Origin of the sequence: Paenibacillus sp. FA6 (genome assembly GCF_051550225.1) — a bacterium.
Classification (GTDB): Bacteria; Bacillota; Bacilli; order Paenibacillales; family Paenibacillaceae; genus Paenibacillus_AQ.
This window is the reverse complement of the sequence record NZ_CP188820.1, coordinates 3,534,245-3,558,026: the sequence shown is the minus strand read 5'-3', so window position 1 is coordinate 3,558,026 and position 23,782 is coordinate 3,534,245. Positions and strand designations below refer to the sequence as shown.

Below are 23,782 nucleotides of genomic sequence, written 5' to 3'. Positions count from 1 at the left end.
TTGTAAAGCAGAAATGGGTTAGACGGCAGATACCTCTAACTGACTATGAATCATAAAATTGTTGGACCCCAATTCCATATATAAAGAATGAGGAATTCTGTATTTTCTTGTAATTTAAGAGAAACAGGGTTCCTTTTTCGATTTTAAGAAAGTATAAGTTTCACTTGATACTCTATTCCTTATATTTCCGCTGAAACGGGTGCCGTCCTTGAAAAAGGAAGGCGAAGCCGTTTCTACTTGTAGAGTGGCTCTTTACATTTCGCTAGAAGTTCGGCACAATATTGCAATAGTGATGATATTGAAAGCGGAGGGAAAATATGCGTTTACGTGGTAGAAAAGGCATAAGGGAAAATCTAGAGGAGCAGAAAGAACTCGTTATTCTGGATCCTAAAGAATATAAAGGGAAATGGTCAACTTTATTTGGAAACGATCATCCCATCCATGTCGAATTCGGGATGGGAAAAGGTCAATTCATTAGTCAGATGAGCATAAAAAACCCGGATATTAACTTTATAGGTATTGATGTGTATGATGAATTGATTCGACGTGCGAGTGAGAAAGCAATCGATGTTTGGTCTGAACAACAAATTAAACTTCCTCCTAATCTTCGATTAGCATTTGCTAATGCAGAGTATGCTGATGAAGTCTTTGAGGTAGATGAGTTAGAGCGCGTATATCTCAATTTCAGTGATCCGTGGCCAAAGGTCAAGCATGCAAGACGTCGACTAACACATCCGCGTTTCTTAGAAAAGTATGCCTCGATTCTGAATTCAAATGGGGAGATCCACCTCAAAACAGATTCACAGACGTTATTTGAATTTTCTTTAAACTCGTTTGCTGATGTTGGATTACAAATGAACAACATATCTCTTGATCTGCACCGTGAAGGTATTCCAGAATGGAACGTCATGACTGAGTATGAATCGAAATTCGTAGGTCAAGGTATGAATATTTATCGTTGTGAGGTTATGGTTGGGGAACAATCGCTACAGCGATATCAGGTGGAGCGGTTGAAGAAATACCGTCTTCAAGAGAATAAGCCGGACATTGAATCCTAGTTTAAGTGGGATGGCATAGAACACAAAACAAGGTGACCTCTTAAGAGGTCACCTTGTTTTGTTCAAGCATTTCAATAATACTTTTTGCGCTTTGCATCGGATGATACTTGGCAATGGTCTCGAGATTCTCTTGTCTATCGTTACCGATTTGTTGATATTCATATATCAACTTGTGCACCCACTTCTTCATAACATCAACGGAGGTAATCGTTTCACCTAATCCTAGTGAGGTGAAGTATTGGGAGTTCTCTTCCTCTTGACCAGGGATAGGCAGATGGAAGAGCATGGGAATACCCTTTGACAATCCCTCTGAACATGTCATCCCACCAGGCTTTGTAACAAGCACATCTGAAATCTCCATTAACTGGTCAATTTCTCGGACGAAACCGAATATATGAATGTTAGGATGCTTATACTGAGGATTAGATTCCATTTTGTGAAGGGCTTTATCATTACTTCCAAGGCAGAATATGACTTGAATACGATCGCTCCACTGTGCGAGATAGTCATTGATAACATCATCACTAATGATTCCCCATCCGCCTGCCATAACTAATACCGTAGGCATATCATTTAACTGGAATTTCACACGGATGCTATCCTTACTTGGATGTTCCCAAAAACTGGGATGTACGGGTATTCCTGTTACCTGTATTTTGGAAGACGGAACATTCCTTCTCATTAGTTTATGCTTCACCTCAGGAGTGGAGACTAGAAATTGATCCACCTCGGGGCTTATCCAAGTGCCATGTGCATCATAATCTGTAATAACCGTGCACAATGGAACGGTAACACCCAAACGTTTCAGACGAGAAATGACGGCACTTGGGATCGGGTGAGTACAGACGATAATGTCAGGTCGAAGTTGTCTCACGACATCCCTAGTATGAGTATAAAAAATACGATGAAGTGCTAATGTTGTAAAACGATTGAGCGATTTCTTATATTGGTATTTATACATCATCCCGATCAACCGCGGTTGGGAAGTAATGGTTTTTTTATATGCTGTTATGATTAAGGGAGCAACTCTGGGATTCAAGAAACTTCCAAGTTCCATTACTTTTGTGTTCACATCAGGTGATAGCTTGCGCAGACTGCTAGAGAGTGCATAGGCCGCTTGAGTATGCCCTGCACCAAAACCTTCTGATAACAACAATACTCTTTTTTTATTCAATCTAAACTCACCTATTCCTGCAAGGTTTTCCATATCATCACCATAGCGACTTTAAGACCATATTGCAACAGTCATAACCGCTACGGAAGTACCAATAACTGCTCCTGCAAGGACATCTGAAGGGTAATGAAGCCCAAGATAAATTCTTGAGAAACCGACTATTATACTGAGACCGAGAAATAATGGCATCATTTCTGGAAAGGCTATAATGAAAGGGAACGCTGTAGAGAATGCTGCAGTCGTATGGCCCGATGGGAATGAATGGTCACTCAAAGGGTTTCGAAATGTGTGCGTCTCTGGAATAGCGAGATAAGGTCTAATTCGTGGATACAGTTTCTTCGCGATAGCAACGGGAATATGACTAAGGGCAAGTGCAATAGCTGCTTGCGAACCAGTGATACTCCATGAAAGTGGTGCGAATGCCCAAGCTAATAGGCTAATACTAATAGTAAATGTAGCCCCACCTAAATGGGTAAGATGGAATAGCCAAAAGTTTAGGAAGCGATTGTGAAGCCGACCGTTAATCCATTGAAATATCTGTTGATCCAATTTTAGAAGTTTATAGGTGCGTTCTCTCATGTGAATTCTCCCCTATGGCTCGTGGCCATGGCGTGTATTTGGAAGCGGTTATCATTATAAATATATGTTGACCACATTCATTGTAACATATTTTTAATTTCCGTTATATTTCGTGAGAAGAGCCTTATTAAATTATGATGAAGCTCATCGAATTTTGACTTTCGTCCCAATTAAAACGTACACTTATAGTTATGGATTTATAAATGGATTATATAAAGTTGAATATTATTCATCTTTTGTGTTGCTAGTAAAGAATAATAAAGGGGATGTGAAACAAAATAAGAAGCAAATGGACGATAATAAGAAGTAATCCTCATGATGATAAGATAGTACCGTTATTATCACGATAAATAACGATTCTTATAATAATAATGGGCAAAAATGAGCTAAACACTTTTTGACAAAAGATTCAAAAACGTACAATATTAATACTGCTTCAAAGTTACATGTGCCAAAAATCCTTGTGGTTCAAGGCAAACCTAGAGATAGAGACAGAGAACAAATAGAATTAAAGAAGACAGTAAATAGCATCAATTAGAGAAATAGATGCTAAGTGTTAAAAAAGGGGGTTTTAAAGAATGGTAATAGATACTATTTTTGTTGCGATGCAGGTCATTTTGGTTTTTGTCGGTTTGTACCAATTTATTTTTTCTTTATTTGGTCTTCATAGGAAAAAGAAGAAAGAACATTTCAAAGCTACCAAGTCATTTGCTGTTTTAGTTGCAGCGCATAATGAAGAACAAGTTGTTGGGGCTCTTATGGAGAATTTAAAAAGTCTGGATTATCCGAAAGAATTGTATGATGTGTTTGTCATTTGTGATAATTGCACGGATAGCACGGCGGCTATCGTTCGTGAGCATGGTATGCAGGCGTGTGTGCGCACGAACAAGAATCTTCGCGGTAAAGGGTATGCTATTGAATGGATGTTGAAGGAACTTTGGAAGTTGCCTCGTCAATATGATGCAATTGTTATGTTTGACGCTGATAATTTGGCAGCACCTAACTTTTTAAGTGAAATGAATGATGACTTGAACTCAGGTGCACGAGTTATTCAGGGGTATATCGATACTAAGAACCCGGAAGACTCATGGATTACTGCGGCATACGGAATTTCATATTGGTACATCAATCGTTTGTGGCAGCTGTCTCGTCACAATATGAAAATGGCTAACTTTTTAGGTGGTACTGGGATGTGCTTCGAAACAAAATTGTTAAAGGAAATGGGTTGGGGAGCCACAAGTTTGGTTGAGGATCTTGAATTTACAATGCGTAGCGTCCAAAATGGCGTATATCCTAGATTCAATTATGATGCCAAAGTATTTGATGAGAAACCGATTACGTTCAAAGCATCGTCAAGACAACGTCTTCGTTGGATGCAAGGACACTTTACAGTGGCACGTAAATACTTCTTTCCACTGTTATGGCAAAGTATTAAGGAAAGAAGTCTTGTTAAATTTGATTTAGCATTATATGGAGTCAATGTGTACATCGTACTCCTTACATTTCTGATGACAGCAACGATGTGGGTAGATATGGCCCTTTTTAATGGTCCTAACATTGCCAATATCTACGGGTATATGCCAATATGGCTGAGTGTTATAGCTGTATCTGCTAATATTCTAACTTTCTTTGTTGCAATGGCTTTAGAAAAGGTGACCTTTAAAAAGGTATATCTATATCTTATCTTCTTTCCGATCTATTTAATTTCGTGGTATCCTATTACGTTCTATGCATTCTTTACACAGAACAACAAACAGTGGAGCCATACTGAACATACTCGAGTCCTCAGAATGGAAGAGGTAGTACAGAGTAAACAAGCATAAGAATAACACTTGACACTACAGTGGCTGAGATGATATATTATTCAAGCGTGTTAAATGAATATTTGGATTTAAGAAGAGGCACCAGCTTCTCACCTGACCAATGAATGTTGGCTGGTATTTGATCCGATGATTTATGAATGGGATATTTCATGAATAATTGATCATAGGGATGCTGGGAGGAAAAACCAGCATCCCTTTATTTGTTTTTTTGAATGGAATTTTGGGGATTGGAATTGAATTAAATTTGGAGGTGGACGGTTATCAGTAAGGAACATATGATCAATGACGAAATTCGGGCCAAAGAGGTCCGCTTGGTGGGAGCAGAGGGAGAACAAATCGGAATTACGCCGATTCGTGAAGCACTGCAGATGGCAACGGATCTTAATCTCGACTTGGTAAATGTAGCGCCTCAGGCAAAACCGCCGGTGTGCCGCATCATGGATTACGGTAAGTTCCGCTATGAACAGCAGAAGAAAGATAAAGAAGCTCGTAAGAACCAAAAGATCGTGGATACCAAAGAAGTTTGGTTCCGCGCTAACATTGACGAGCATGATTACCAAACAAAGCTTCGTAATGTCGTTAAATTCTTAAAAGAAGGCGACAAGGTTAAATGTTCTGTGCGTTTCCGTGGACGTGAAATTGCACATGCAAGCATTGGCCAGAAGATTCTTGAACGTGTGAAAGAAGAAGTAGCCGAGCATTCAACTATAGAGCGTCACCCTAAACTTGAGGGTCGTAGTATGATTATGATATTGGCTCCTAAAACTCAATAATCCCGAGGAGGAACTATAATGCCTAAAATGAAAACACATAGCAGTCTAAAAGGCCGCTTCAAGATTACCGGAACAGGTAAAGTTATGCGCTATAAAGCGTTCAAAAACCATCTTTTGTCTCATAAATCCAAACGTCAAAAACGTGTGCTTGGCACAAACCCAGTAATGGCTCCAGGAGATGTAAAACGTTTGAAACAAGGTCTATCTAATTTGAGATAATCAACAACATATATTTGGGAGGTTTACTAATATGGCAAGAGTAAAAGGCGGATTTGTCGTTCGTCGTAGACATAAAAAGGTATTGAAACTCGCTAAAGGTTATTTTGGATCGAAACATCGTATTTTTAAAACAGCAAATGAACAAGTGATGAAATCATTGGTTTATGCATACCGTGACCGTCGCCAAACAAAACGTAATTTCCGCAGATTGTGGATTGTACGTATCAATGCGGCTGCACGTTTGAACGGATTGTCTTACAGCAAGTTAATGCATGGTTTGAGATTAGCTGGTGTTGATATTAACCGTAAGATGCTTGCTGATTTGGCGGTTCATGATATCACTGCATTTAATTCTATTGCATCTGTTGCTAGAGAAAAAATTAACGCTTAGTTTATTGTAATAATAAACATAGGACCCAATGTCTACATGGCATTGGGTTTGTTGTATATGCGGCTACAACGAAGAGATGAAGGAATTCAAAGGGATGACTGGAGCTATATGGATTGAACTAAAGATTTACATGTTCATTCTGTGTAGTTAACGTGGTCTCTTTTGCGTACCCAAAAAGAGATTATGGCCTGGGAAATACATAATATAGGGCAAATGAACAAGCATTCAAGCATTTCTAAGAATACACTGAATTGGAAGCCATAGGAGGAGGGAATACATGAAACATTCTGTAACGAAGGCTCAGGCGCAAAGATGGGTAGGTAAGAATATTAATGCTACCAAAAAGGATGGAACTCTCGTTACTGGGAGATTGTTGAGAATTTCGGGGAATCGTCTTATTTTGCAGCGTAATTCTAGGAAAAAGGTACAGACTAAAGCTATTATCCCTTTGGTACTATTTGATTTATTAGCCATTGGAACATCACCATTTGTGACCGGTTTTGGAAATGGTGTGAATGGTGTAAACGGTGTAAACGGTGTAAACGGTGTAAACGGTGCAGGATATAGCCCTTATGGAAATTACGGAAACTACGGAAATAATTATGGCGGTGGCGGAGTTTATCCTCCCGGATATTTCTTTTGATTCTGCCTAATGAGGTAGTAGCTTTTCCATTTCATAATATTTCGTTGATGAGTGTACTTTGATAGTGGAATATCCTAATTTTTTATAAAAAGAGAGTCCATTTTTATTAATGATATCTACCATGACTTTAGACCGTTCGCATCCACGTGATTGCGCAAAGTGTTCTGCGTGAGCCATAAGTAGGTTCCCCCAGCGCTTACGCTGCGCAGCGGGTGCAACGGCCAACATGTCGATATAAAGAAGATCACCGTGCAACATGAAATGAACAAATCCTAATGGGTCATCCTCGTAGTAAACAGAAGCTACAAGTGTCACTCCATGGGTTAAACGCTGAGGAATATTTTCCTTGGTCTCAGTAATTTGTAAAGCACTCATACTAGATAATGGGACAAGCTGAGATTCAATTAAGTGTATAATAATGGCATCGTCTTGCTTGGGTCTTCTGTATCGGATCATTCAGCAGATTCTCCCTTCGTTATGCAGTTTATGATGAGTTAATCCAATTCATCATATGTGCTATATAAGGGATTGTGTGCTACAATTGGAGAATGAAAAAGGGATAGGATAACCCTATTTAATGAATTATTAAATTATGGGTATTGACTATACGGGTAGATGAATCATATAATACTTGTAACATTTTAACGAGTATATGTAATCGGCAATGAAGAGGACGAAGTTTTAAGGGCTCTTTTGTTCAGAGAGTGTGAGGAATTGCTGCAACCTCCACCAAAATCCCTTTTATACGAGCTCACCTCGGAGCTGTTCTCCTGAAAGGCAGGAATGCTTATTAGGGAGAATCGACTGGTCCACGTTATAGACTACAGGTATATTTAGGTATACTTGACAAGGCTTTGTGTTGCGAAATACAGGGCAAACATGGGTGGTACCACGGAAGAGATAACCTTTCGTCCCTCACACAGAGATAAGTCTGTAGTGGAGGATGGAAGGTTTTTTTGTTTCAAAATAATGACAATCTTGATTAGGAGGATGACTGATGAGCGAGAAAAAAACTGAACTGACGTCGATCGAGCAATTACGAGAGAAATGGATGAAACCGGAAGTCATTAGCGGCTCGGAAATATTGCTACGTAGCCTTCTTCTGGAGGGTGTTGAATGTGTTTTTGGTTATCCAGGAGGAGCAGTGCTCTACATTTATGATGCCATGTACAATTACAAAGAGTTCAAGCACCTATTGACTCGTCACGAACAAGGTGCAATTCATGCGGCAGATGGATATGCGCGTGCTAGCGGTGAGGTAGGTGTATGTATTGCAACATCTGGACCAGGAGCCACTAACTTAGTAACAGGAATTGCTACAGCCTATATGGATTCTGTGCCTATGGTAGTTATTACGGGGAACGTTGCTACAACTTTAATCGGAACAGATGCTTTCCAAGAAGCTGACATTACTGGTATAACGCTACCGATTACTAAACATAGCTATTTGGTAAGAGATGTAGAAGACCTGCCTAGAGTTATTCATGAAGCGTTTCATATAGCGAATACAGGTCGTAAAGGTCCGGTACTGATTGATATTCCTAAGGATGTATCAGCCGCGATGACGATGTTCAAGCCAAGTGAGACTACCAATGTACGTGGTTACAGCCCATGCACTGTACCTAATAAGTTACAATTGGAGAAGCTAGCGGAAGCGATTAGTAAAGCGGAACGTCCTTATATATTAGCAGGCGGGGGCGTAATCTACTCAGGGGCTCACGACGAACTATATGAATTTGCAACCCGCTCTGATATTCCGATTACGACTACACTTCTCGGACTTGGTGGATTTCCAAGTGGCCATGAATTATGGACGGGGATGCCAGGAATGCACGGAACCTACGCATCGAATAATGCGATTCAACAATGTGATCTACTTATCAATATTGGAGCGCGGTTTGATGACCGGGTTACGGGCAAGCTGAATGGTTTTGCACCACATGCCAAAATTGTTCACATTGACATTGATCCCGCGGAGATCGGTAAGAATGTGGCGGTAGACATTCCTATTGTTGGTGATGTGAAGACTGTTCTTGAGATGATCAATCCAATGGTGAGCCGTGCTAATAAAGCGGATGCTTGGAGAACTCTAATTCAACAATGGAAATTGGACTATCCTTTCAGATATACGGATTCAGAAGAAGTATTGAAGCCACAATGGGTTATCGAAATGTTGAACGAAACAACCAAAGGCGAAGCCATAGTTACAACGGATGTAGGACAGCATCAAATGTGGGCAGCGCAGTACTACAAATTTAATAAGCCAAGATCATGGATTACTTCAGGTGGGCTTGGTACGATGGGATATGGTCTTCCTTCAGCGATCGGCGCACAGATGGCTCAACCAGAACGACTGGTTATCTCCATAAACGGGGATGGAGGTATTCAAATGTGTTCGCAGGAACTAGCGATTTGTGCTATAAATAATATTCCTGTTAAAATTGTAATCATCAACAATCAGGTACTCGGTATGGTACGACAATGGCAAGAGCTAATATACAATAATCGGTATAGTCACATTGACCTTGCAGGAAGCCCTGATTTTGTGAAATTAGCGGAAGCTTATGGCGTGAAGGGTCTTCGGGCAACGAATAAAGAGGAAGCACGGATTGCATGGCAAGAAGCACTTGATACTCCAGGTCCAGTTCTATTGGATTTCGTAGTTAACAAGGATGAGAATGTATATCCGATGGTTACTCAAGGATCGACCATTGATCAAATGTTGATGGGGGATGAGTGAATATGAGACATACGATTTCAATACTTGTAAATGACCAACCAGGCGTATTGCAAAGAGTCTCTGGACTTTTTGGAAGACGAGGTTTCAATATTGAAAGTATCACCGTGGGACAGTCTGAAGAAGTTGGATTATCACGCATGGTTGTTGTGACACTCGGCGATGACAAGACACTTGAACAGATTGAGAAACAGTTATATAAGCTGATCGATGTTATCAAAGTAATTAATTTGGGTTCCAAACCAATGGTAGGTCGTGAACTAGCTCTAATTAAAGTAAATGCTGAAACGTCTGAACGTCCGGAAATTCTAGGGGTAGTGGAGACGTTCCGGGCATCGGTAGTAGATATTGGTTCGAGCAGCTTAATGGTTCAAGTGGTTGGAGATTCGAGTAAAATCGATGCTATGATTGAATTACTAGCACCTTATGGTATTCGTGAACTATCCCGAACTGGCGTTACAGCAATGACTCGTGGAAATGCGTAGTATGAGTATGAAATAGATGCCCACTATTAAAGAGCGGGTGTTTGAGAGAATCACAAGGTTACTGGCAGTGAATCTTTGAAACACCCGTTCTTTAAAGTTGGATTCAAAATTGATGTATGACAATTTTGAATTCAACTAAAGATGAATTCTAAATTCATCATAGAGGGTTCTTTTAAAATTAAAGGAGGACTAATAAACATGGCAGTTACAACTTATTATGAGCAAGATGCAGATCTTAACGTATTGAAAGGAAAGACGGTAGCGGTGATTGGTTATGGTAGCCAAGGACACGCACAAGCACAAAACCTACGCGATAGTGGCGTGAATGTGGTTATCGGACTTCGTGAAGGTAAATCATCCGTGAAAGCTAAAAATGATGGCTTCGAGGTTCTTTCAGTAGCTGAAGCAACTCGTCGTGCAGATGTCGTACAAATTCTTATGCCTGATGAAACGCAAGCTTCTGTATACAACAATGAAATTAAACCTAATCTTAAATCAGACGCTACGCTAATGTTCTCTCACGGTTTCAATATTCATTTCGGACAAATTGTTGCTCCAGAAGGAAATGACGTGCTTCTAGTAGCACCTAAATCACCTGGTCATATGGTTCGTCGTACTTATGAAGAAGGATTCGGTGTTCCTGGATTGATCGCTATTGAGCAAGATGCAACAGGTAGAGCACAACAAATCGGCTTAGCTTATGCTAAAGGAATTGGCTGTACACGTGCTGGTGTTATTGAAACTTCATTCCGTGAAGAGACAGAAACCGATCTATTCGGTGAGCAAGCAGTTCTATGTGGTGGAGTTACAGCATTAATTAAAGCAGGATTTGAAACTTTAACTGAAGCTGGTTATGCACCTGAAATGGCATATTTCGAATGTCTACATGAAATGAAATTAATCGTGGACATGATTTATGAAGGTGGTATGGCTAGTATGCGTGATTCGATTTCGAACACAGCAGAATATGGTGATTATGTTACAGGATCACGTGTGATCACTGACGAAACGAAGAAGGCAATGAAGGAAGTGTTGAATGATATCCAACAAGGTAAATTCGCACGTGACTTTATTCTTGAGAATCAATCTAACAATGCATTCATGAATGCAACACGCCGTAATGAAGCTAATCATCCAATTGAAGTAGTTGGATCACAGTTACGTGAAATGATGCACTGGAGCAAGAAATAGTAAAGCAACTGCATGCCTTGAGATAGATATATGCTTTAAGGCGTTGGAGTAATAAAGTTATAAAGATATTCCAATGCGGTCGTGCACATATGCGTGATCCGCATTGGATATTTTTTATAAATATAAGAAAGTATAAGTTTCACTTGATACTCTATTTCTTATATTTCGGCAGAGACGGGTACCGTCCTTGAAAAAGGACGGCATAGCCGTTTCTGCTTGCGTAGTTAGGATTTATACTTGTCAAGGAGGTGTCGGTTATGCGGAAAATTTATATTTTTGACACTACGCTGAGGGATGGAGAACAGTCTCCAGGCGTGAACTTGAATGCACGTGAGAAAGTGGAAATTGCCCTCCAACTTGAAAAATTGGGAATCGATCGGATGGAAGCTGGTTTTCCAGCGGCATCCCCTGGAGATCTTGCAGCGGTAAATGCTGTCGCCAAAGCCATTAAGAATGTGTCAGTTATCGGACTTAGCCGTTCTCGTGAAACAGATATTGATGCTGTTCGTGAAGCGTTGATTGGAGCTCAGGATCCTTGTATACACATCTTCCTAGCAACCTCACCGATTCACAGAAAGTACAAATTACGGATGGAAAAGGCTCAAGTACTGGAAACAGCACAATCTGCCCTAAGATATGCTAGCAAGTATTTCTCTAAGATTGAATTTTCACTGGAGGATGCTGGGCGTACGGAATATGACTTTATGGCGGAGATGGTTAGCATGGCTATTAGAGAAGGCGCATCTGTCGTTAACATTCCAGATACGGTTGGCTATTTGAATCCATCTGAATATGGAGCGATTTTCAAGTTTCTAAAAGAGAATGTTCCAGATATTGAAAAGGTTCAATTGAGTGCACATTGTCATAACGATCTTGGTATGGCTACGGCCAATACATTGGCGGCAATTCAGAATGGTGCAGACCAAATTGAAGGAACGATTAATGGAATTGGTGAACGTGCTGGGAATACAGCTATTGAGGAAGTGGCTATGGCGTTAGCTACACGGGAATCATTCTTCAATGCTACGACCAATCTTCAATTGACTGAGATTGCTCGCACAAGCCGTTTAGTTAGCAAGTTGACAGGGATGGTCGTTCCTGGGAACAAGGCGATTGTGGGAGCGAATGCCTTTGCTCATGAATCAGGAATCCATCAAGATGGTATGCTCAAAGAAAAGACGACTTATGAAATCATGACTCCTGAATCTATTGGTCTGAAGGAGAGCAAGCTAGTTCTTGGTAAGCATTCAGGACGACATGCATTCCGAGAGAAGCTGATAGACTTAGGTTATGAGCTGGATGATCAACGGTTGAATGATACTTTTGCTAAATTCAAAGAACTTGCAGATAAGAAAAAGGAAGTATCTGATGATGATCTACTTGCTCTGTTGGAAGAAAGACTTGTGGATACACCAGAGGTATTTAAGCTTGAAACGCTCTATGTAACATACGGAAATGAGTCGATCCCGACCGCTAAAGTCCGTATCGTGAAGGAACAGGATCAGGTGATCATTGAAGAGGCGGAAGGTAATGGATCCGTAGATGCTATCTATAATGCCATCGACAAAGCAACACAGGAAGAAGTGACACTCTCGGATTATTCGATAAAATCAGTTTCTCATGGGAAGGATGCACTTGGAGAAGTGCATGTGCTACTTACCCAGAATGATGTCGCTGCACAGGGACGAGGACTGAGTACGGATATATTAGAGGCGAGTGCACGTGCCTATGTGGATGCATTGAATCAACTGTTAGATAAACGTACGACCTTTAGTAATCGTGAAAAAGTGAATCTATAGTCATTGCGTTGAACATAGATACGAAAAGGTGCAGGTCTGTCATGACTTATCATGAGCGGAGCCTGTATCCTCGCTCGTCTTATAGGTATAAACTATCAATCTCATAGATTCTATATCTTTGTCAAATCAACATAAAGTATGATACAACAATATATAGGTGAAATAAAACAGTGTAGATGATAAAAGAGGAGCGATAATAATGTCAGAAGTAAAGAAGATAGCCGTCATTTCCGGAGACGGAATTGGACCAGAAGTTGTTGCAGAAGCAGAGAAAGTATTGAAACGTACAGAGGAGCTTTTTGGATACACTTTCGAAACGGAGCATGCGTTATTCGGAGGAATCGCGATTGATCAATTGGGAACGCCACTTCCACAACATACATTAGATGTTTGTAAGAACGCAGATGCTGTCCTATTGGGAGCTGTTGGAGGACCGCAATGGGATAACAATCCTAAGGAGCTTCGACCTGAGACTGGATTGTTAGGTATCCGTAAAGAACTTGGACTTTTCTCTAACCTTCGTCCGGCTGTCGTATTTGACTGTTTGAAAGATGCGTCTACATTGAAGCCTGAAGTTCTTGAAGGAACGGACCTCATGGTCGTACGTGAATTAACAGGTGGTATCTATTTCGGTGAGAAATTTAGACGTCAAGGTGAACATGGTGAGGAAGCAGTAGATACATGTGTTTATAATGTAGTAGAAATAGAGCGAATCGTTCGTCAAGCTTTTGAAATTGCTCAGAAGAGACGTAAGAAGCTTGCTTCGGTTGACAAAGCGAATGTTCTTGAAACATCCCGCCTATGGCGTGAAGTTGTGAACCGTGTAGCTCCGGAATACCCAGATGTAGAGTTGGAACACATTCTTGTAGATAACTGTGCTATGCAGCTACTACGTCGCCCATCGAGTTTTGACGTTATTGTTACAGAGAATATGTTTGGTGATATTCTGAGTGATGAAGCAGCGATGCTGACAGGATCTATCGGAATGTTATCCTCAGCTTCAATGGGAGAAGGAAGCTACGGGTTGTACGAACCAGTCCATGGTTCTGCTCCAGACATTGCTGGACAACAATTGGCTAATCCAATTGCAACGATTCTATCCCTTGCGTTGATGTTCCGTCTAACATTCGGATATGAAGATGCTGCCAACTCCATTGAGGCTGCTGTAGCGGAAGTGTTAAATGCTGGTCATCGTACTAGTGATATCGCTGTCGATAAGAGCAAGGCGATCGGGACTAGTCAAATGGGTGATTTAATACTAGCTGCAATGAAGAAATAGTCTATTTATAATAATTATAAAATAATAACTGCTATAATCTTGACTTTGATTTCTCTGAATGATAACATTTGTATTGTAGAAATCAACAATGAATGTTGAGACTTTAGATTAGAGAAAATGATATTTTCTCTTACATATTATAAGGGGGAAATTGATTATGGCAGAACGTTTAGTAGGTAAGGCAGCTCCTGATTTCACAATGGAGACTGTATCTGGTGATGGTAAAGACTTCGGGAAAGTGAGCTTGTCCGATTATCGTGGCAAATGGCTCGTACTGTTCTTCTATCCATTGGATTTCACATTCGTATGTCCAACTGAAATCACAGCATTAAGTGATGCTTATGGTCAATTCAAAGTGTTAGATGCTGAGGTATTGGGTGCCAGTACGGATTCTATTCATAGCCATAAAGCTTGGTTGACTACACCTAAAGACTCAAATGGTCTAGGGAACATTAATTTCCCGTTGGCTTCCGATATTACGAAGAAGGTAGCTAGTGATTATGGTATTCTTATCGAAGAAGAAGGTATTGCACTTCGTGGATTATTCATTATTGATCCAGAGGGCGAATTGAAATATCAAGTCGTGAATCATAATGATGTAGGACGTAGTGTAGAAGAAACAATTCGTGTTCTACAAGCTCTTCAATCTGGTGGATTATGTGCAATGAACTGGAAACCAGGTGACAAGAACCTTAACGGTTAATTAGGTCATTGTTTCTTTGATAAGTTCTTACTGTGAAACTCCCTCTTATCTGGCTATGTAGTGCCAGTTAAGGGGGTTTTTCATAAAAAAGAGGTATCGTTAACCTCTTGAGCGAATATTTTAAAGCATGAAAGAGGAAATTGAGGAGCGTGAACGATCATGAGTTTTTGCTGTGGAGCGAGTATGGTTGGTACGAAGGGAACCCTAAAGCATTACCGCACTCAAGTCCATAATGTTCCTCTACTCCTGTGTCCAGTTTGCCAGAGGGTGGAGGTTCATTATAAGGTGGAGAATGAATATGAAATCCTTGCAGAATATGCACATGGAGACGGCGCATTCGAAGTTGACTTTCAAGATTATGTAACAGAAGATGAAGATGAAATTTTTGAGAATGTTGTTAACCGTGAAACTGAGGATCCAAACAATATTGTCCAGAATCAGATTGATATGGCTTTGGATTTGCTCGTTGTTGCGAAGCAGATGGAAGATGAGAAGTGGGAAAGAGAACTTAAAACAAGACTTGCAGTAATGAGTCAGCGTAGAATTCGTCTTCGACATAAGACTTAATGTTAACATTAAAGATAGAGGATTATATTAAGGGATTCGCTTACGCGAAGATCCTTTTTTTTTTGTTTTGAGAAGATAAGCTAAAGGAACCCTTTATCTTATCTTTTTCGACAGTATCTCTGATTGACGTTATTCTTATAGTCTGTCTATGATTGATATGTGATAAATTATGGAAAAGGGTGCAAATGTCGTATGACTTAATTGTCGTTTATTATCGGTGAAGAGGGGGAATAAAGTTGAGTGAAGTCCAAGATACATTAGTAAGATCTCCTCAGGAATTTCAATCATCACAACTATTAAAGAATAAATATGAGAATGTATTGGAGCATCTTGATAGTGGAATTATTCTTTTTAATAGCTATGGAATACTTACGTTCATTAATGTACAGATGGCCAAGCTTTTTGAAATATCTCGTTCATCTTTAATAGGTTGTTCTTTGATAGAAATATTAAGACATCCGCAGTTAAGTCGACTAAATAAGAGGAAATTATTGCGGATTTACAGGGAAACGATCTTTCTACGTAAAGGACATCATGAACTTCGTGATGATCGGGGACGTCATTGGCTCCTTACAGTGACTTATGGAGATCAAATGGATGGCGACTTCTTACTGAGTGCTAAGGATGTCTCGGATTACAAACAAATTGAAGAGACGGCATACCAGAATGACAAACTAGCGATGTTGGGGAAAATCTCGGCTTCCATTGCACATGAAATTAGAAATCCATTGACAGCGATACGTGGATTTATCCAATTATTACGCCCTAACTTACTTCAGCTGGGAAAAGATGAATATGCAAAAATTATTTTGATGGAAATTGACCGGGCTAATGACATCATTTGTGAATTTCTAAATTCATCTAAGCCATCAGCTCCTCAAATGTCTGTTATTAATGTCTCATCTTTGTTAACGCAAGTGGTCCTTCTTACGGAGAGTGAAGCGTTAATGAAAGGTTGCCAAATTATCCTTCATGAAGTAATAGAATCGGCCTACATATCGGTTGATGTGAAGCAAATAAAGCAAGTCATATTAAATATTATTAAAAATGCAATGGATGCGGTTGATGAAGTGAGTCGTGACCATGTTGGAATGATCCAAATACATGTCGAAGTACTTCACGATAATGTGCGGATTAACATTGCGGATAATGGGAAAGGAATGGATCAAAACTCATTGGCGCGGTTGTTTGAACCCTTTTTTACTACAAAGGAAAGTGGAACAGGTCTTGGTCTCTCCGTGAGCTATAGAATTATTAAAAATCATGGTGGTATCATTTCTGTAGAAAGTACATTAGGAGAAGGAACGCAATTTATGATATCGCTACCCTGTGCTAGGTAAAAGAAGAATACGAATGCCTAAAGTTGTATCTTCCATTAGAATCCTCCTAAATACATCATAAGATGAAACCATGAAGGTTGAATGATATAATTATAATGAATGTTATTTCATTGTGATTATTGGAAAACCAAAATGTAAGCGATTACTAGAGGAGATGGGAATAATGGAAGTTCAACAGATCCAGGAGTTAGCTAATAAGTTGAAGGAAAATGTTCGTCGAGTTATCGTGGGAAAAGAAGAGGCAGTGGAACTACTTTTAACAGCCGTCATAGCTTCGGGACATGTGCTACTTGAAGATGTGCCGGGAACAGGCAAGACACTATTAGCCAAAACATTGTCGAATTCAATGGCGTGTTCTTTTCAAAGGATTCAATTTACGCCAGATTTACTCCCTTCTGACTTAACAGGAATTAATTTCTATAATCAAAAAGAAGGGGAATTCAACTTCCGTCCAGGTCCGTTATTCGCCAATATGGTGCTCGCTGATGAGATTAATCGCGCTACTCCCCGCACACAAGCAAGTCTACTCGAGTGTATGGAGGAACGGCAGATCAGTGTAGACGGTGAGACGCATATTCTTGGACGACCCTTTATAGTTATAGCTACTCAGAATCCGATAGATAATCAGGGTACATTCCCACTGCCAGAAGCACAGATGGATCGCTTCATGCTTAGAATGAAGTTAGGGTATCCTTCTGAGAATGAAGGGGTTGAAATATTGAAGCGAACTACATCTTCAGAGGTAAACCAAAAATTGAATTCTGTGGTCACTCAGCAAGAAATTGTAGAAGCGCAATCTTCCTATATGGCAGTAAAGGTACATGAGGATCTCCTCCGTTATATTACTCAGATCGCTGAGGCTACTAGAAAACATGCAGACGTATCGCTTGGGGTAAGTCCACGTGGGACACAGGCATTGCTCCGGGCTGTACAGGCATTCGCTGCTGTAAGAGGTCGTAATTATGTTCTTCCAGATGATATCAAATATATGGTGCCTAGTGTGTTGTCCCATAGATTGGTATTTAGAAACCGTCTTGCACAACAGGAAGGACGGGCAGAAGCGCTTCTGCAGGAAGTACTACAACATGTTGCTGTCCCAAGCGAAGACCAATTAGAAAGCAGTGTGAAGTGATCTATGGCTTTTGTATGGTTGTGCTTTGCCGGCATCCTGGTCATTCTGATCCAAGTTGCTATATTCGGTGTTCCGGTGTTACGACACATCTCTTACTCGCGCCATTTGAACAGAAATCATTGCTATGCGGGTGATTCATTAGAGATGGTAGAGATTATTCGGAATGAAAAAAGATTGCCTGTCATATGGCTGCGTTTAGAGGCTATGTTGCCTGCTTCCTTTTCATTTCAATCTCAAGAGGTCATGCAGATCAGTAAAGGTAGTATATATCAGAATCATCGAAGTGTATTTACGCTCAAGCCCTATAATAAAATTACGAGGCATCATCCATTCATAGCGCAGAACCGAGGCGTATACATATTGGAGACGGTGTCCATGTCAGGTGGGGATTTATTCGGGTTATTCTCTAACACGGAATTAGTGCCTGTGAATGCTTCTTTATCGGTCTACCCTACTTTGCTGTCGATCGACGATATGCCGTCATCCTATCGAACCTGGCAAGGAGAACTGGAAGTGTCACGTTGGGTGGTTGAGGATCCTTTTCTTATATTGGGTACGAGAGAGTATTCAGGAAATGATCCGATGAATCGAATTCATTGGAAAGCAAGTGCTCGGACAGGCCAGTTACAGGTGTATAAACAAGGATATACGGCTGATCCAGAGGTAATCGTATATGTTAACGTCCAGGTCAATGCTGATATGTGGAACGTGGTCTCTGATCCGGAAATGGTGGAGCGGGCTTTATCTTATGCAGCAACGGCTGCCTCATATCTGATTCAACAGGGAATGAAGGTAGGATTTGGACATAATGCCATTCATGATACGAAGTCTATACAGGCCATCCGAATTCAACCTGGATACGGTAAAGCTCATTTGGACGACATATTGAAGGCTATGGCAGAGGTACAGATGAAGTGTCTCCAACCTTTTGAGCAATTTATGAAAGACGAGTTAGATCTGAGAAATGAAGGAGAGACTTGGGATTACTTGCTGATCACAGGTCATGTATCTGAACAAATAGAAGAGCAAATATGGAGACTCCGTTCTCGAGGTAATTCTGTTATGGTTCTTCCCATCCATGCTGAGATGCCATCAGGCAAGGAGGAAATCGCATGAACTTGAGAACAGGAATAAGTAGATTTAGATTATTATCTAGGGCTGTTGTTCTTCGATTGGCGGCTTTCTATTCGATTATTCTAATCATAAGTCAATATATATTGCACCAACCAACCTTATATATTGCTGGATTGATGTGGGTCGGAGGGATGATAGTAGCGATCATCTCATATAGGAGAAGTAAACGTCGTAAACAAGGTTGGGAATGGGCATTTCCCCTCAAATATCAATTAGTGGGCATTGGTTGCACGTTAGTTCTGTCGATGTTCTCCTCGAAACTATCCTTGACTCCTTGGGAGGCAGGTTCGCTATATATAGCAGGCGTCATCTCACTCTCTTCATGGTTGCTTCGTCTGAATTCTGAGCAGGTCAATAGGGAGGTATTCAGTGAGTCTCTTCAACAGGGTCCACTAAAAGGGTTGGTAAAAGTGAATCGCAACTGGAGTATCGTTATTCTGGTGGTGATGTTAGTCTTTGGAGCGTTCACACAATTGAGTCAAGGATTCTATTGGTTATGGATCCAATTTGTTGATTGGTTAAACAACATATTGTCCAATTTGAATGAGCCTGTTACGGATAACGTGATTCCTGAGCCAGAGATCATGGAGAATCCGTTTATGCTGGATGGTGAAACTACGACAGAGGCTGGATCGTCCATATGGATGAATATTCTGTATTGGATAGTAGGGATTCTTTTAGTATTGATTGTTGTATTTGCACTCTATAAGTTAGTACGTTTTGTCTTTTTGAAAATAGGAGAGTTACTGGCGAAGTTTGGAGCTAGAGCAGGATTACCACGAATACAATCAGATGATCATAATACTTACATGGATAAGGTTGAGAAGATTGAGACTATACGGCATTCACGTTCATTTAGACGCAAGAAGAATCCACCTCCAGAAGATATTCATGGAAAGGTTCGTTACTACTACCAGAGCATGGTTAGAACAGCAATTAAACAGGGATTAGTGTATTCTACTTCTCAAACCCCCAATGAAGTCTCGTTAGAGATACAAGAGATACAAGAGTTACAAGAGACACCAGGGGCACAAGTTCAGAAGAATAAGGGGGCTAAGCTGTCTCCGACGGTGGTACAAGACGTAACCTCACTCTACAATGAAGTCCGCTATGGAGGCAAAGTGATTCAGGAGCGCCAATTGGAGAGCGTGATCGATAGCTTGAAGAAATAAGAAAGCTTCAGATGGTAGATTTGGTGGATACCAATGGAATGAACTAAAGGGGAACAACTGTCTTTTGGATTGCGGAAAAGTAACTGTTGTGGGTAGGAAGGGAATGAGGTTGAAGCGTAAACTCGCTGCAATCCCATTCCCTTCTATATGTTCAAATAACTACACTTAGATTTGACCAAATCCCCCTAAAGCTAACTTTAGTTGCAGTAACTACTACTAGTTACTAGAAAACCCTACTTTTTATCGTTATCGTCACTTTTAACTTTAGTCTTGACAACTATTTTTCCTTACTCATTAGAAGAAATCATTGCTAGAAATTATATGTTGGAAGAAAATCCGGATGTGGTTATTAACATTGTGAATGAAACGACTATTGAGCGAAACCTTTACTTAACTACACAGCTGATTGAGCTTGGACTCCCCGTAGTTGTTGCTCTTAATATGATGGACGCTCTGGAGTCCAGAGGCGACCAGATTGAGAAGGTACTTCAATTGGCCCAAGTTGCGACAATAGGTTCTCCTACCGAATTAATATCGATTTTCGATGCACAAATGGAACGGAAGCTGGAGGAGTTAGGTAAACTCATTGCACCTAAGCTTGAACAGATGTTTCCAACGCGCTGGGCAGCGGTTAGATTGCTTGAAGATGTTGAAAGTGTTGTAGATACAATTTAAGGTGATCGAGAGCTTACAAGGGCAATCAAGGCGACACGCGAACAATTGGAACAACAATATGACAATGAATGTCGATGGGCTCACTCTTTCTGATAAAATAGATAAAATCTTAACCCATCGCATTCTAGCTATTCCTTTGTTTCTACTCATTATGTATGTGGGATCGCAGAAAAGGATTTATCAAGAAGGCTGGAACAGTTATTTTTGCAGCCTCCGTCATTATATGATTGTTTTATTGTTATGAGGAATATTCGGAGACTTCATAGGGGTGAAAGTCCATACTCGGGATGTCCACATCAAAAAAACCGAATTGCTCTTGTGTACATAGTGACACGGAACAATAGATCCCAATACAGCGCTTACCCTTTACATTGAGATCGTCATTCTAGTATGATGAGATAATATTGTATAGGTGAGGGGAGTCAGAAATATGAAGTTGAATCAAAGTAAAATTGTTGATTGTACCATTCGTGACGGAGGTCTAGTAAATAATTGGGACTTCAGTGTTGAATTTGTCCAGAAACTATATGCAGGCTTGAATGAAGCTGGTGTTGACTATATGGAGATTGGATATAAGAACTCTCCTAAATTGCTTAAGGGCGCAGAGCAAGCAGGTCCTTGGAGATTCCTAGATGATGATTTCCTTCGCAAAGTCATTCCTCAGAAAGGAACTACGAAATTATCTGCGTTAGTCGATATCGGACGTGTGGATGAGAACGATATTCCAGACCGGTCAGAGAGTATGATTGATCTTATCCGTGTAGCTTGTTACGTCAAGGATGTTGATAAAGCACTTCAGCTTGTTCAAACATTCCATGATCGTGGTTATGAGACGACAATAAATATTATGGCTCTATCCAATGTGATGGAACATGAATTAATTGAAGCATTCGCGATGATTAAAGAGAGTGTCGTTGATGTAGTCTATGTTGTAGATTCTTACGGAAGTTTGGATCATAAAGATATTAAATTTTTGGTAGAGAAATTTCAGACTCATTTGCCAAATAAACGTCTTGGTATTCATGCTCACAATAACCTTCAACTAGCGTTCTCCAACACATTGCTTGCTTCGGAGTACGGTGTTGAAATGTTAGATGCATCCGTGTACGGTATGGGTCGTGCAGCAGGGAATTGTCCTACAGAGCTACTTGTTTCTCAATTAAAGAACACACAATACAAGCTGCGTCCTGTACTAGATGTGATCGAACAACTCATGATTCCTTTACGTGAAAAGGAAGAGTGGGGATATATCATCCCTTACATGATTACGGGATCCCTCGATGAGCATCCACGATCTGCGATGGCTTTAAGATCGACGAAAGATAAAGATAAATCAGCAGATTTCTATGATAAATTAATGTCTCCTGAAGTGACATTCGAACAGAAATAAATGAATGAATTTATAAAGGCGTATCCAATAAGAATATTATTGGACACGCCTTTTAATAACTATTCGTAATATATTGTTTGCAATGGATACGAATTCGTGTTATATTATTTCTCGTACTCTTAAAGATTTTTATTGAAGTAAGATACATAACGGGACGTAGCTCAGCTTGGTAGAGCACCTGGTTTGGGTCCAGGGGGTCGCATGTTCGAATCGTGTCGTCCCGATCTTTATTTATTATTTATGCGGGTGTAGTTCAATGGTAGAACTCCAGCCTTCCAAGCTGATAGCGTGGGTTCGATTCCCATCACCCGCTCCAAATATACAACTTCGAAGCCCTTGGTAATCAAGGGCTTTTTTTGTTTCTTATTTTCACATTAATATTGCTAGAAAGGAACGTGTGTTCTATTTTTGGGCGTGCGAAACAAGCTAATAATAGAATGGATACACTTCTTCAGGTATATGATTTCGTTGTAAGAAATGTTGTATGGATTCATTTGGCAAAAGGGTATCGGATGCCGTTAAAAGATGAACCGCAAATCGATTAGCCTGTCGTTCATATCTCCCCGCTTGAAAGAAAGAATGCTCATCTATGAAGAAACGATTAATCCCCTTATGAAGGCGATCATGACCTAATTCATGTGCACAAATAAAACGTTGCCATTCCGGAGAAAGTTGATTATGTAATACAATAAATCTCCGACGAAGGGTCCTATGATATATACCACGCGTATGATTGCCAAGATCAGCATAACGAATAGAAATATTCATGTTGAGGGCGATGGCGAAGGGATCATTCGTTTTATATTTGCGAATAAGTTTATTAACAAGTTCATCCATAGCATTCACCCTAACCGTTAGTCTTTGTTATTTTGTTTTTGTTCTTGACCTATTCTACGAGCTTCTTTGTTCATATGCTTGGCCTCCCAAAACAATCCCGTGAGCACATCTTTAATTTTGCGCTTGTCTTCCCCGTTAAGTGGTATTCCATCAAACATCAATTCCCCATCATCTTCGAGCATCTTCTTAAAGTCTCTTTTATCCTTGTATGTTGCCCATTCGGGTAATGTGTTCGCGTCATAGGCCTGTTCCTCAATCAGTAATGAGAGATTGATATGAAGTCCGTTCGCTATGGATTTCAACGTTTCTACACTAGGATTGTAACGATTCCGTTCGATATCCGCTAAATAGGAGCGGGACAAGTTAGCTTGTTCAGCTAGCTCAGCTTGTGTAAGTTTTTTTAATTTGCGTTGTTCTTTGATTCGATCCCCGATACTCACCTTGTCCACTCCCTCATCTATTGTCGGGATTACCGACATGTATAACCTATTATAACCATGTAAAGACGGATATACAATACTATTTTATGTCGTGTATACCAGTAAACACAAGATAATAGTCGTGAATTAACGATAAAGGCTACAAAATCAACCCGGAATGCTCCAATTTAGCCTAATATGAGCTTTTACAAAATGTCGTGATTACCTTACATTAGTTACACAAGGTAAGTATTGGAATTTC

At 40.2% G+C, this 23,782-nt stretch carries 24 protein-coding genes and 2 tRNA genes; 21 read left to right on the top strand and 5 right to left on the bottom strand.

What is annotated here, in order from left to right:
* Positions 1–317 precede the first annotated feature (317 nt).
* Positions 318–1,058, top strand: a complete 741-nt coding sequence (trmB, locus tag ACP8HI_RS16690) for a tRNA (guanosine(46)-N7)-methyltransferase TrmB (RefSeq protein WP_438347327.1) — start codon at positions 318–320, stop codon at positions 1,056–1,058.
* A gap of 40 nt (positions 1,059–1,098) precedes the next feature.
* Here the strand turns inward: trmB and ACP8HI_RS16685 are convergent, their stop codons facing one another.
* Together ACP8HI_RS16685 and ACP8HI_RS16680 are read right to left on the bottom strand one after the other, a co-directional pair.
* Complete coding sequence (locus ACP8HI_RS16685) at positions 1,099–2,232, bottom strand: MGDG synthase family glycosyltransferase (RefSeq protein WP_438347326.1); 1,134 nt, start codon at positions 2,230–2,232, stop codon at positions 1,099–1,101.
* A 51-nt stretch (positions 2,233–2,283) separates the two neighbouring features.
* The gene (locus ACP8HI_RS16680; RefSeq protein ID WP_438347325.1) at positions 2,284–2,811 is read right to left on the bottom strand and encodes a phosphatase PAP2 family protein; all 528 of its coding nucleotides are present in this window, start codon (positions 2,809–2,811) and stop codon (positions 2,284–2,286) included.
* Between the two features lie 578 nt (positions 2,812–3,389).
* Here ACP8HI_RS16680 and ACP8HI_RS16675 point away from each other — a divergent pair.
* The 5 genes from ACP8HI_RS16675 to ACP8HI_RS16655 all read left to right on the top strand — a co-directional run bounded on the left by ACP8HI_RS16675 (position 3,390) and on the right by ACP8HI_RS16655 (position 6,660).
* Positions 3,390–4,634 carry a glycosyltransferase family 2 protein gene (locus ACP8HI_RS16675; protein WP_438347324.1) on the top strand — a complete coding sequence of 415 codons (1,245 nt, stop codon included), beginning with the start codon at positions 3,390–3,392 and terminating at the stop codon, positions 4,632–4,634.
* 275 nt (positions 4,635–4,909) lie between these two features.
* Positions 4,910–5,407: a translation initiation factor IF-3 gene (infC, locus tag ACP8HI_RS16670; RefSeq protein WP_438347323.1), complete on the top strand. Its 498-nt coding sequence runs from the start codon at positions 4,910–4,912 to the stop codon at positions 5,405–5,407.
* An 18-nt stretch (positions 5,408–5,425) separates the two neighbouring features.
* Positions 5,426–5,626: a 50S ribosomal protein L35 gene (gene rpmI / locus ACP8HI_RS16665; protein ID WP_438347322.1), complete on the top strand. Its 201-nt coding sequence runs from the start codon at positions 5,426–5,428 to the stop codon at positions 5,624–5,626.
* Between the two features lie 31 nt (positions 5,627–5,657).
* Entirely contained in the window at positions 5,658–6,017 is a 360-nt protein-coding gene (gene rplT / locus ACP8HI_RS16660; RefSeq protein ID WP_438347321.1) for a 50S ribosomal protein L20, read from the top strand.
* Positions 6,018–6,294: 277 nt separating this feature from the next.
* Complete coding sequence (locus ACP8HI_RS16655) at positions 6,295–6,660, top strand: hypothetical protein (protein WP_438347320.1); 366 nt, start codon at positions 6,295–6,297, stop codon at positions 6,658–6,660.
* A gap of 6 nt (positions 6,661–6,666) precedes the next feature.
* On the opposite strand, the gene ACP8HI_RS16650 is transcribed toward ACP8HI_RS16655, so the two are convergent.
* On the bottom strand, positions 6,667–7,116 hold the full coding sequence (locus ACP8HI_RS16650) for a GNAT family N-acetyltransferase (RefSeq protein ID WP_438347319.1): 450 nt from the start codon (positions 7,114–7,116) through the stop codon (positions 6,667–6,669).
* A 541-nt stretch (positions 7,117–7,657) separates the two neighbouring features.
* Between ACP8HI_RS16650 and ilvB the strand changes: the two genes are divergently transcribed.
* From ilvB to ACP8HI_RS16575, 15 genes are all read left to right on the top strand, one after another.
* On the top strand, positions 7,658–9,400 hold the full coding sequence (ilvB, locus tag ACP8HI_RS16645) for a biosynthetic-type acetolactate synthase large subunit (protein WP_438347318.1): 1,743 nt from the start codon (positions 7,658–7,660) through the stop codon (positions 9,398–9,400).
* Positions 9,397–9,882 carry an acetolactate synthase small subunit gene (ilvN, locus tag ACP8HI_RS16640; protein WP_438347317.1) on the top strand — a complete coding sequence of 162 codons (486 nt, stop codon included), beginning with the start codon at positions 9,397–9,399 and terminating at the stop codon, positions 9,880–9,882. Before ilvB ends, ilvN begins: the two co-directional genes overlap by 4 nt.
* Before the next feature lie 198 nt (positions 9,883–10,080).
* Positions 10,081–11,073, top strand: a complete 993-nt coding sequence (gene ilvC / locus ACP8HI_RS16635; protein WP_438347316.1) for a ketol-acid reductoisomerase — start codon at positions 10,081–10,083, stop codon at positions 11,071–11,073.
* A 257-nt stretch (positions 11,074–11,330) separates the two neighbouring features.
* Positions 11,331–12,872 carry a 2-isopropylmalate synthase gene (locus ACP8HI_RS16630; RefSeq protein ID WP_438347315.1) on the top strand — a complete coding sequence of 514 codons (1,542 nt, stop codon included), beginning with the start codon at positions 11,331–11,333 and terminating at the stop codon, positions 12,870–12,872.
* A gap of 199 nt (positions 12,873–13,071) precedes the next feature.
* Positions 13,072–14,151, top strand: a complete 1,080-nt coding sequence (leuB, locus tag ACP8HI_RS16625) for a 3-isopropylmalate dehydrogenase (RefSeq protein WP_438347314.1) — start codon at positions 13,072–13,074, stop codon at positions 14,149–14,151.
* Between the two features lie 157 nt (positions 14,152–14,308).
* Positions 14,309–14,854 (top strand): peroxiredoxin, encoded by a 546-nt coding sequence (locus ACP8HI_RS16620; RefSeq protein ID WP_438347313.1) that lies wholly within the window; start codon positions 14,309–14,311, stop codon positions 14,852–14,854.
* 159 nt (positions 14,855–15,013) lie between these two features.
* Positions 15,014–15,421, top strand: coding sequence for a hypothetical protein (locus tag ACP8HI_RS16615; protein ID WP_438347312.1), 408 nt, complete (start codon positions 15,014–15,016; stop codon positions 15,419–15,421).
* 236 nt (positions 15,422–15,657) lie between these two features.
* Positions 15,658–16,761, top strand: coding sequence for an ATP-binding protein (locus tag ACP8HI_RS16610; protein ID WP_438347311.1), 1,104 nt, complete (start codon positions 15,658–15,660; stop codon positions 16,759–16,761).
* Between the two features lie 163 nt (positions 16,762–16,924).
* Positions 16,925–17,893, top strand: a complete 969-nt coding sequence (locus ACP8HI_RS16605) for an AAA family ATPase (protein ID WP_438347310.1) — start codon at positions 16,925–16,927, stop codon at positions 17,891–17,893.
* 3 nt (positions 17,894–17,896) lie between these two features.
* Entirely contained in the window at positions 17,897–19,009 is a 1,113-nt protein-coding gene (locus ACP8HI_RS16600; RefSeq protein ID WP_438347309.1) for a DUF58 domain-containing protein, read from the top strand.
* Entirely contained in the window at positions 19,006–20,199 is a 1,194-nt protein-coding gene (locus tag ACP8HI_RS16595) for a DUF4129 domain-containing protein (protein ID WP_438347308.1), read from the top strand. The genes ACP8HI_RS16600 and ACP8HI_RS16595 overlap by 4 nt, the downstream gene beginning before the upstream one ends.
* A gap of 270 nt (positions 20,200–20,469) precedes the next feature.
* Positions 20,470–20,874, top strand: coding sequence for a FeoB small GTPase domain-containing protein (locus tag ACP8HI_RS16590; RefSeq protein WP_438347307.1), 405 nt, complete (start codon positions 20,470–20,472; stop codon positions 20,872–20,874).
* Positions 20,875–21,304: 430 nt separating this feature from the next.
* Complete coding sequence (locus tag ACP8HI_RS16585; protein WP_438347306.1) at positions 21,305–22,264, top strand: aldolase catalytic domain-containing protein; 960 nt, start codon at positions 21,305–21,307, stop codon at positions 22,262–22,264.
* 150 nt (positions 22,265–22,414) lie between these two features.
* Positions 22,415–22,488 (top strand) — tRNA-Pro (locus ACP8HI_RS16580).
* Positions 22,489–22,506: 18 nt separating this feature from the next.
* A tRNA-Gly gene (locus ACP8HI_RS16575) sits at positions 22,507–22,580 on the top strand.
* Between the two features lie 110 nt (positions 22,581–22,690).
* On the opposite strand, the gene ACP8HI_RS16570 is transcribed toward ACP8HI_RS16575, so the two are convergent.
* Positions 22,691–23,101, bottom strand: a complete 411-nt coding sequence (locus ACP8HI_RS16570) for an ImmA/IrrE family metallo-endopeptidase (protein WP_438347305.1) — start codon at positions 23,099–23,101, stop codon at positions 22,691–22,693.
* 17 nt (positions 23,102–23,118) lie between these two features.
* The gene (locus ACP8HI_RS16565) at positions 23,119–23,541 is read right to left on the bottom strand and encodes a helix-turn-helix domain-containing protein (protein ID WP_438347304.1); all 423 of its coding nucleotides are present in this window, start codon (positions 23,539–23,541) and stop codon (positions 23,119–23,121) included.
* Positions 23,542–23,782 lie beyond the last annotated feature (241 nt).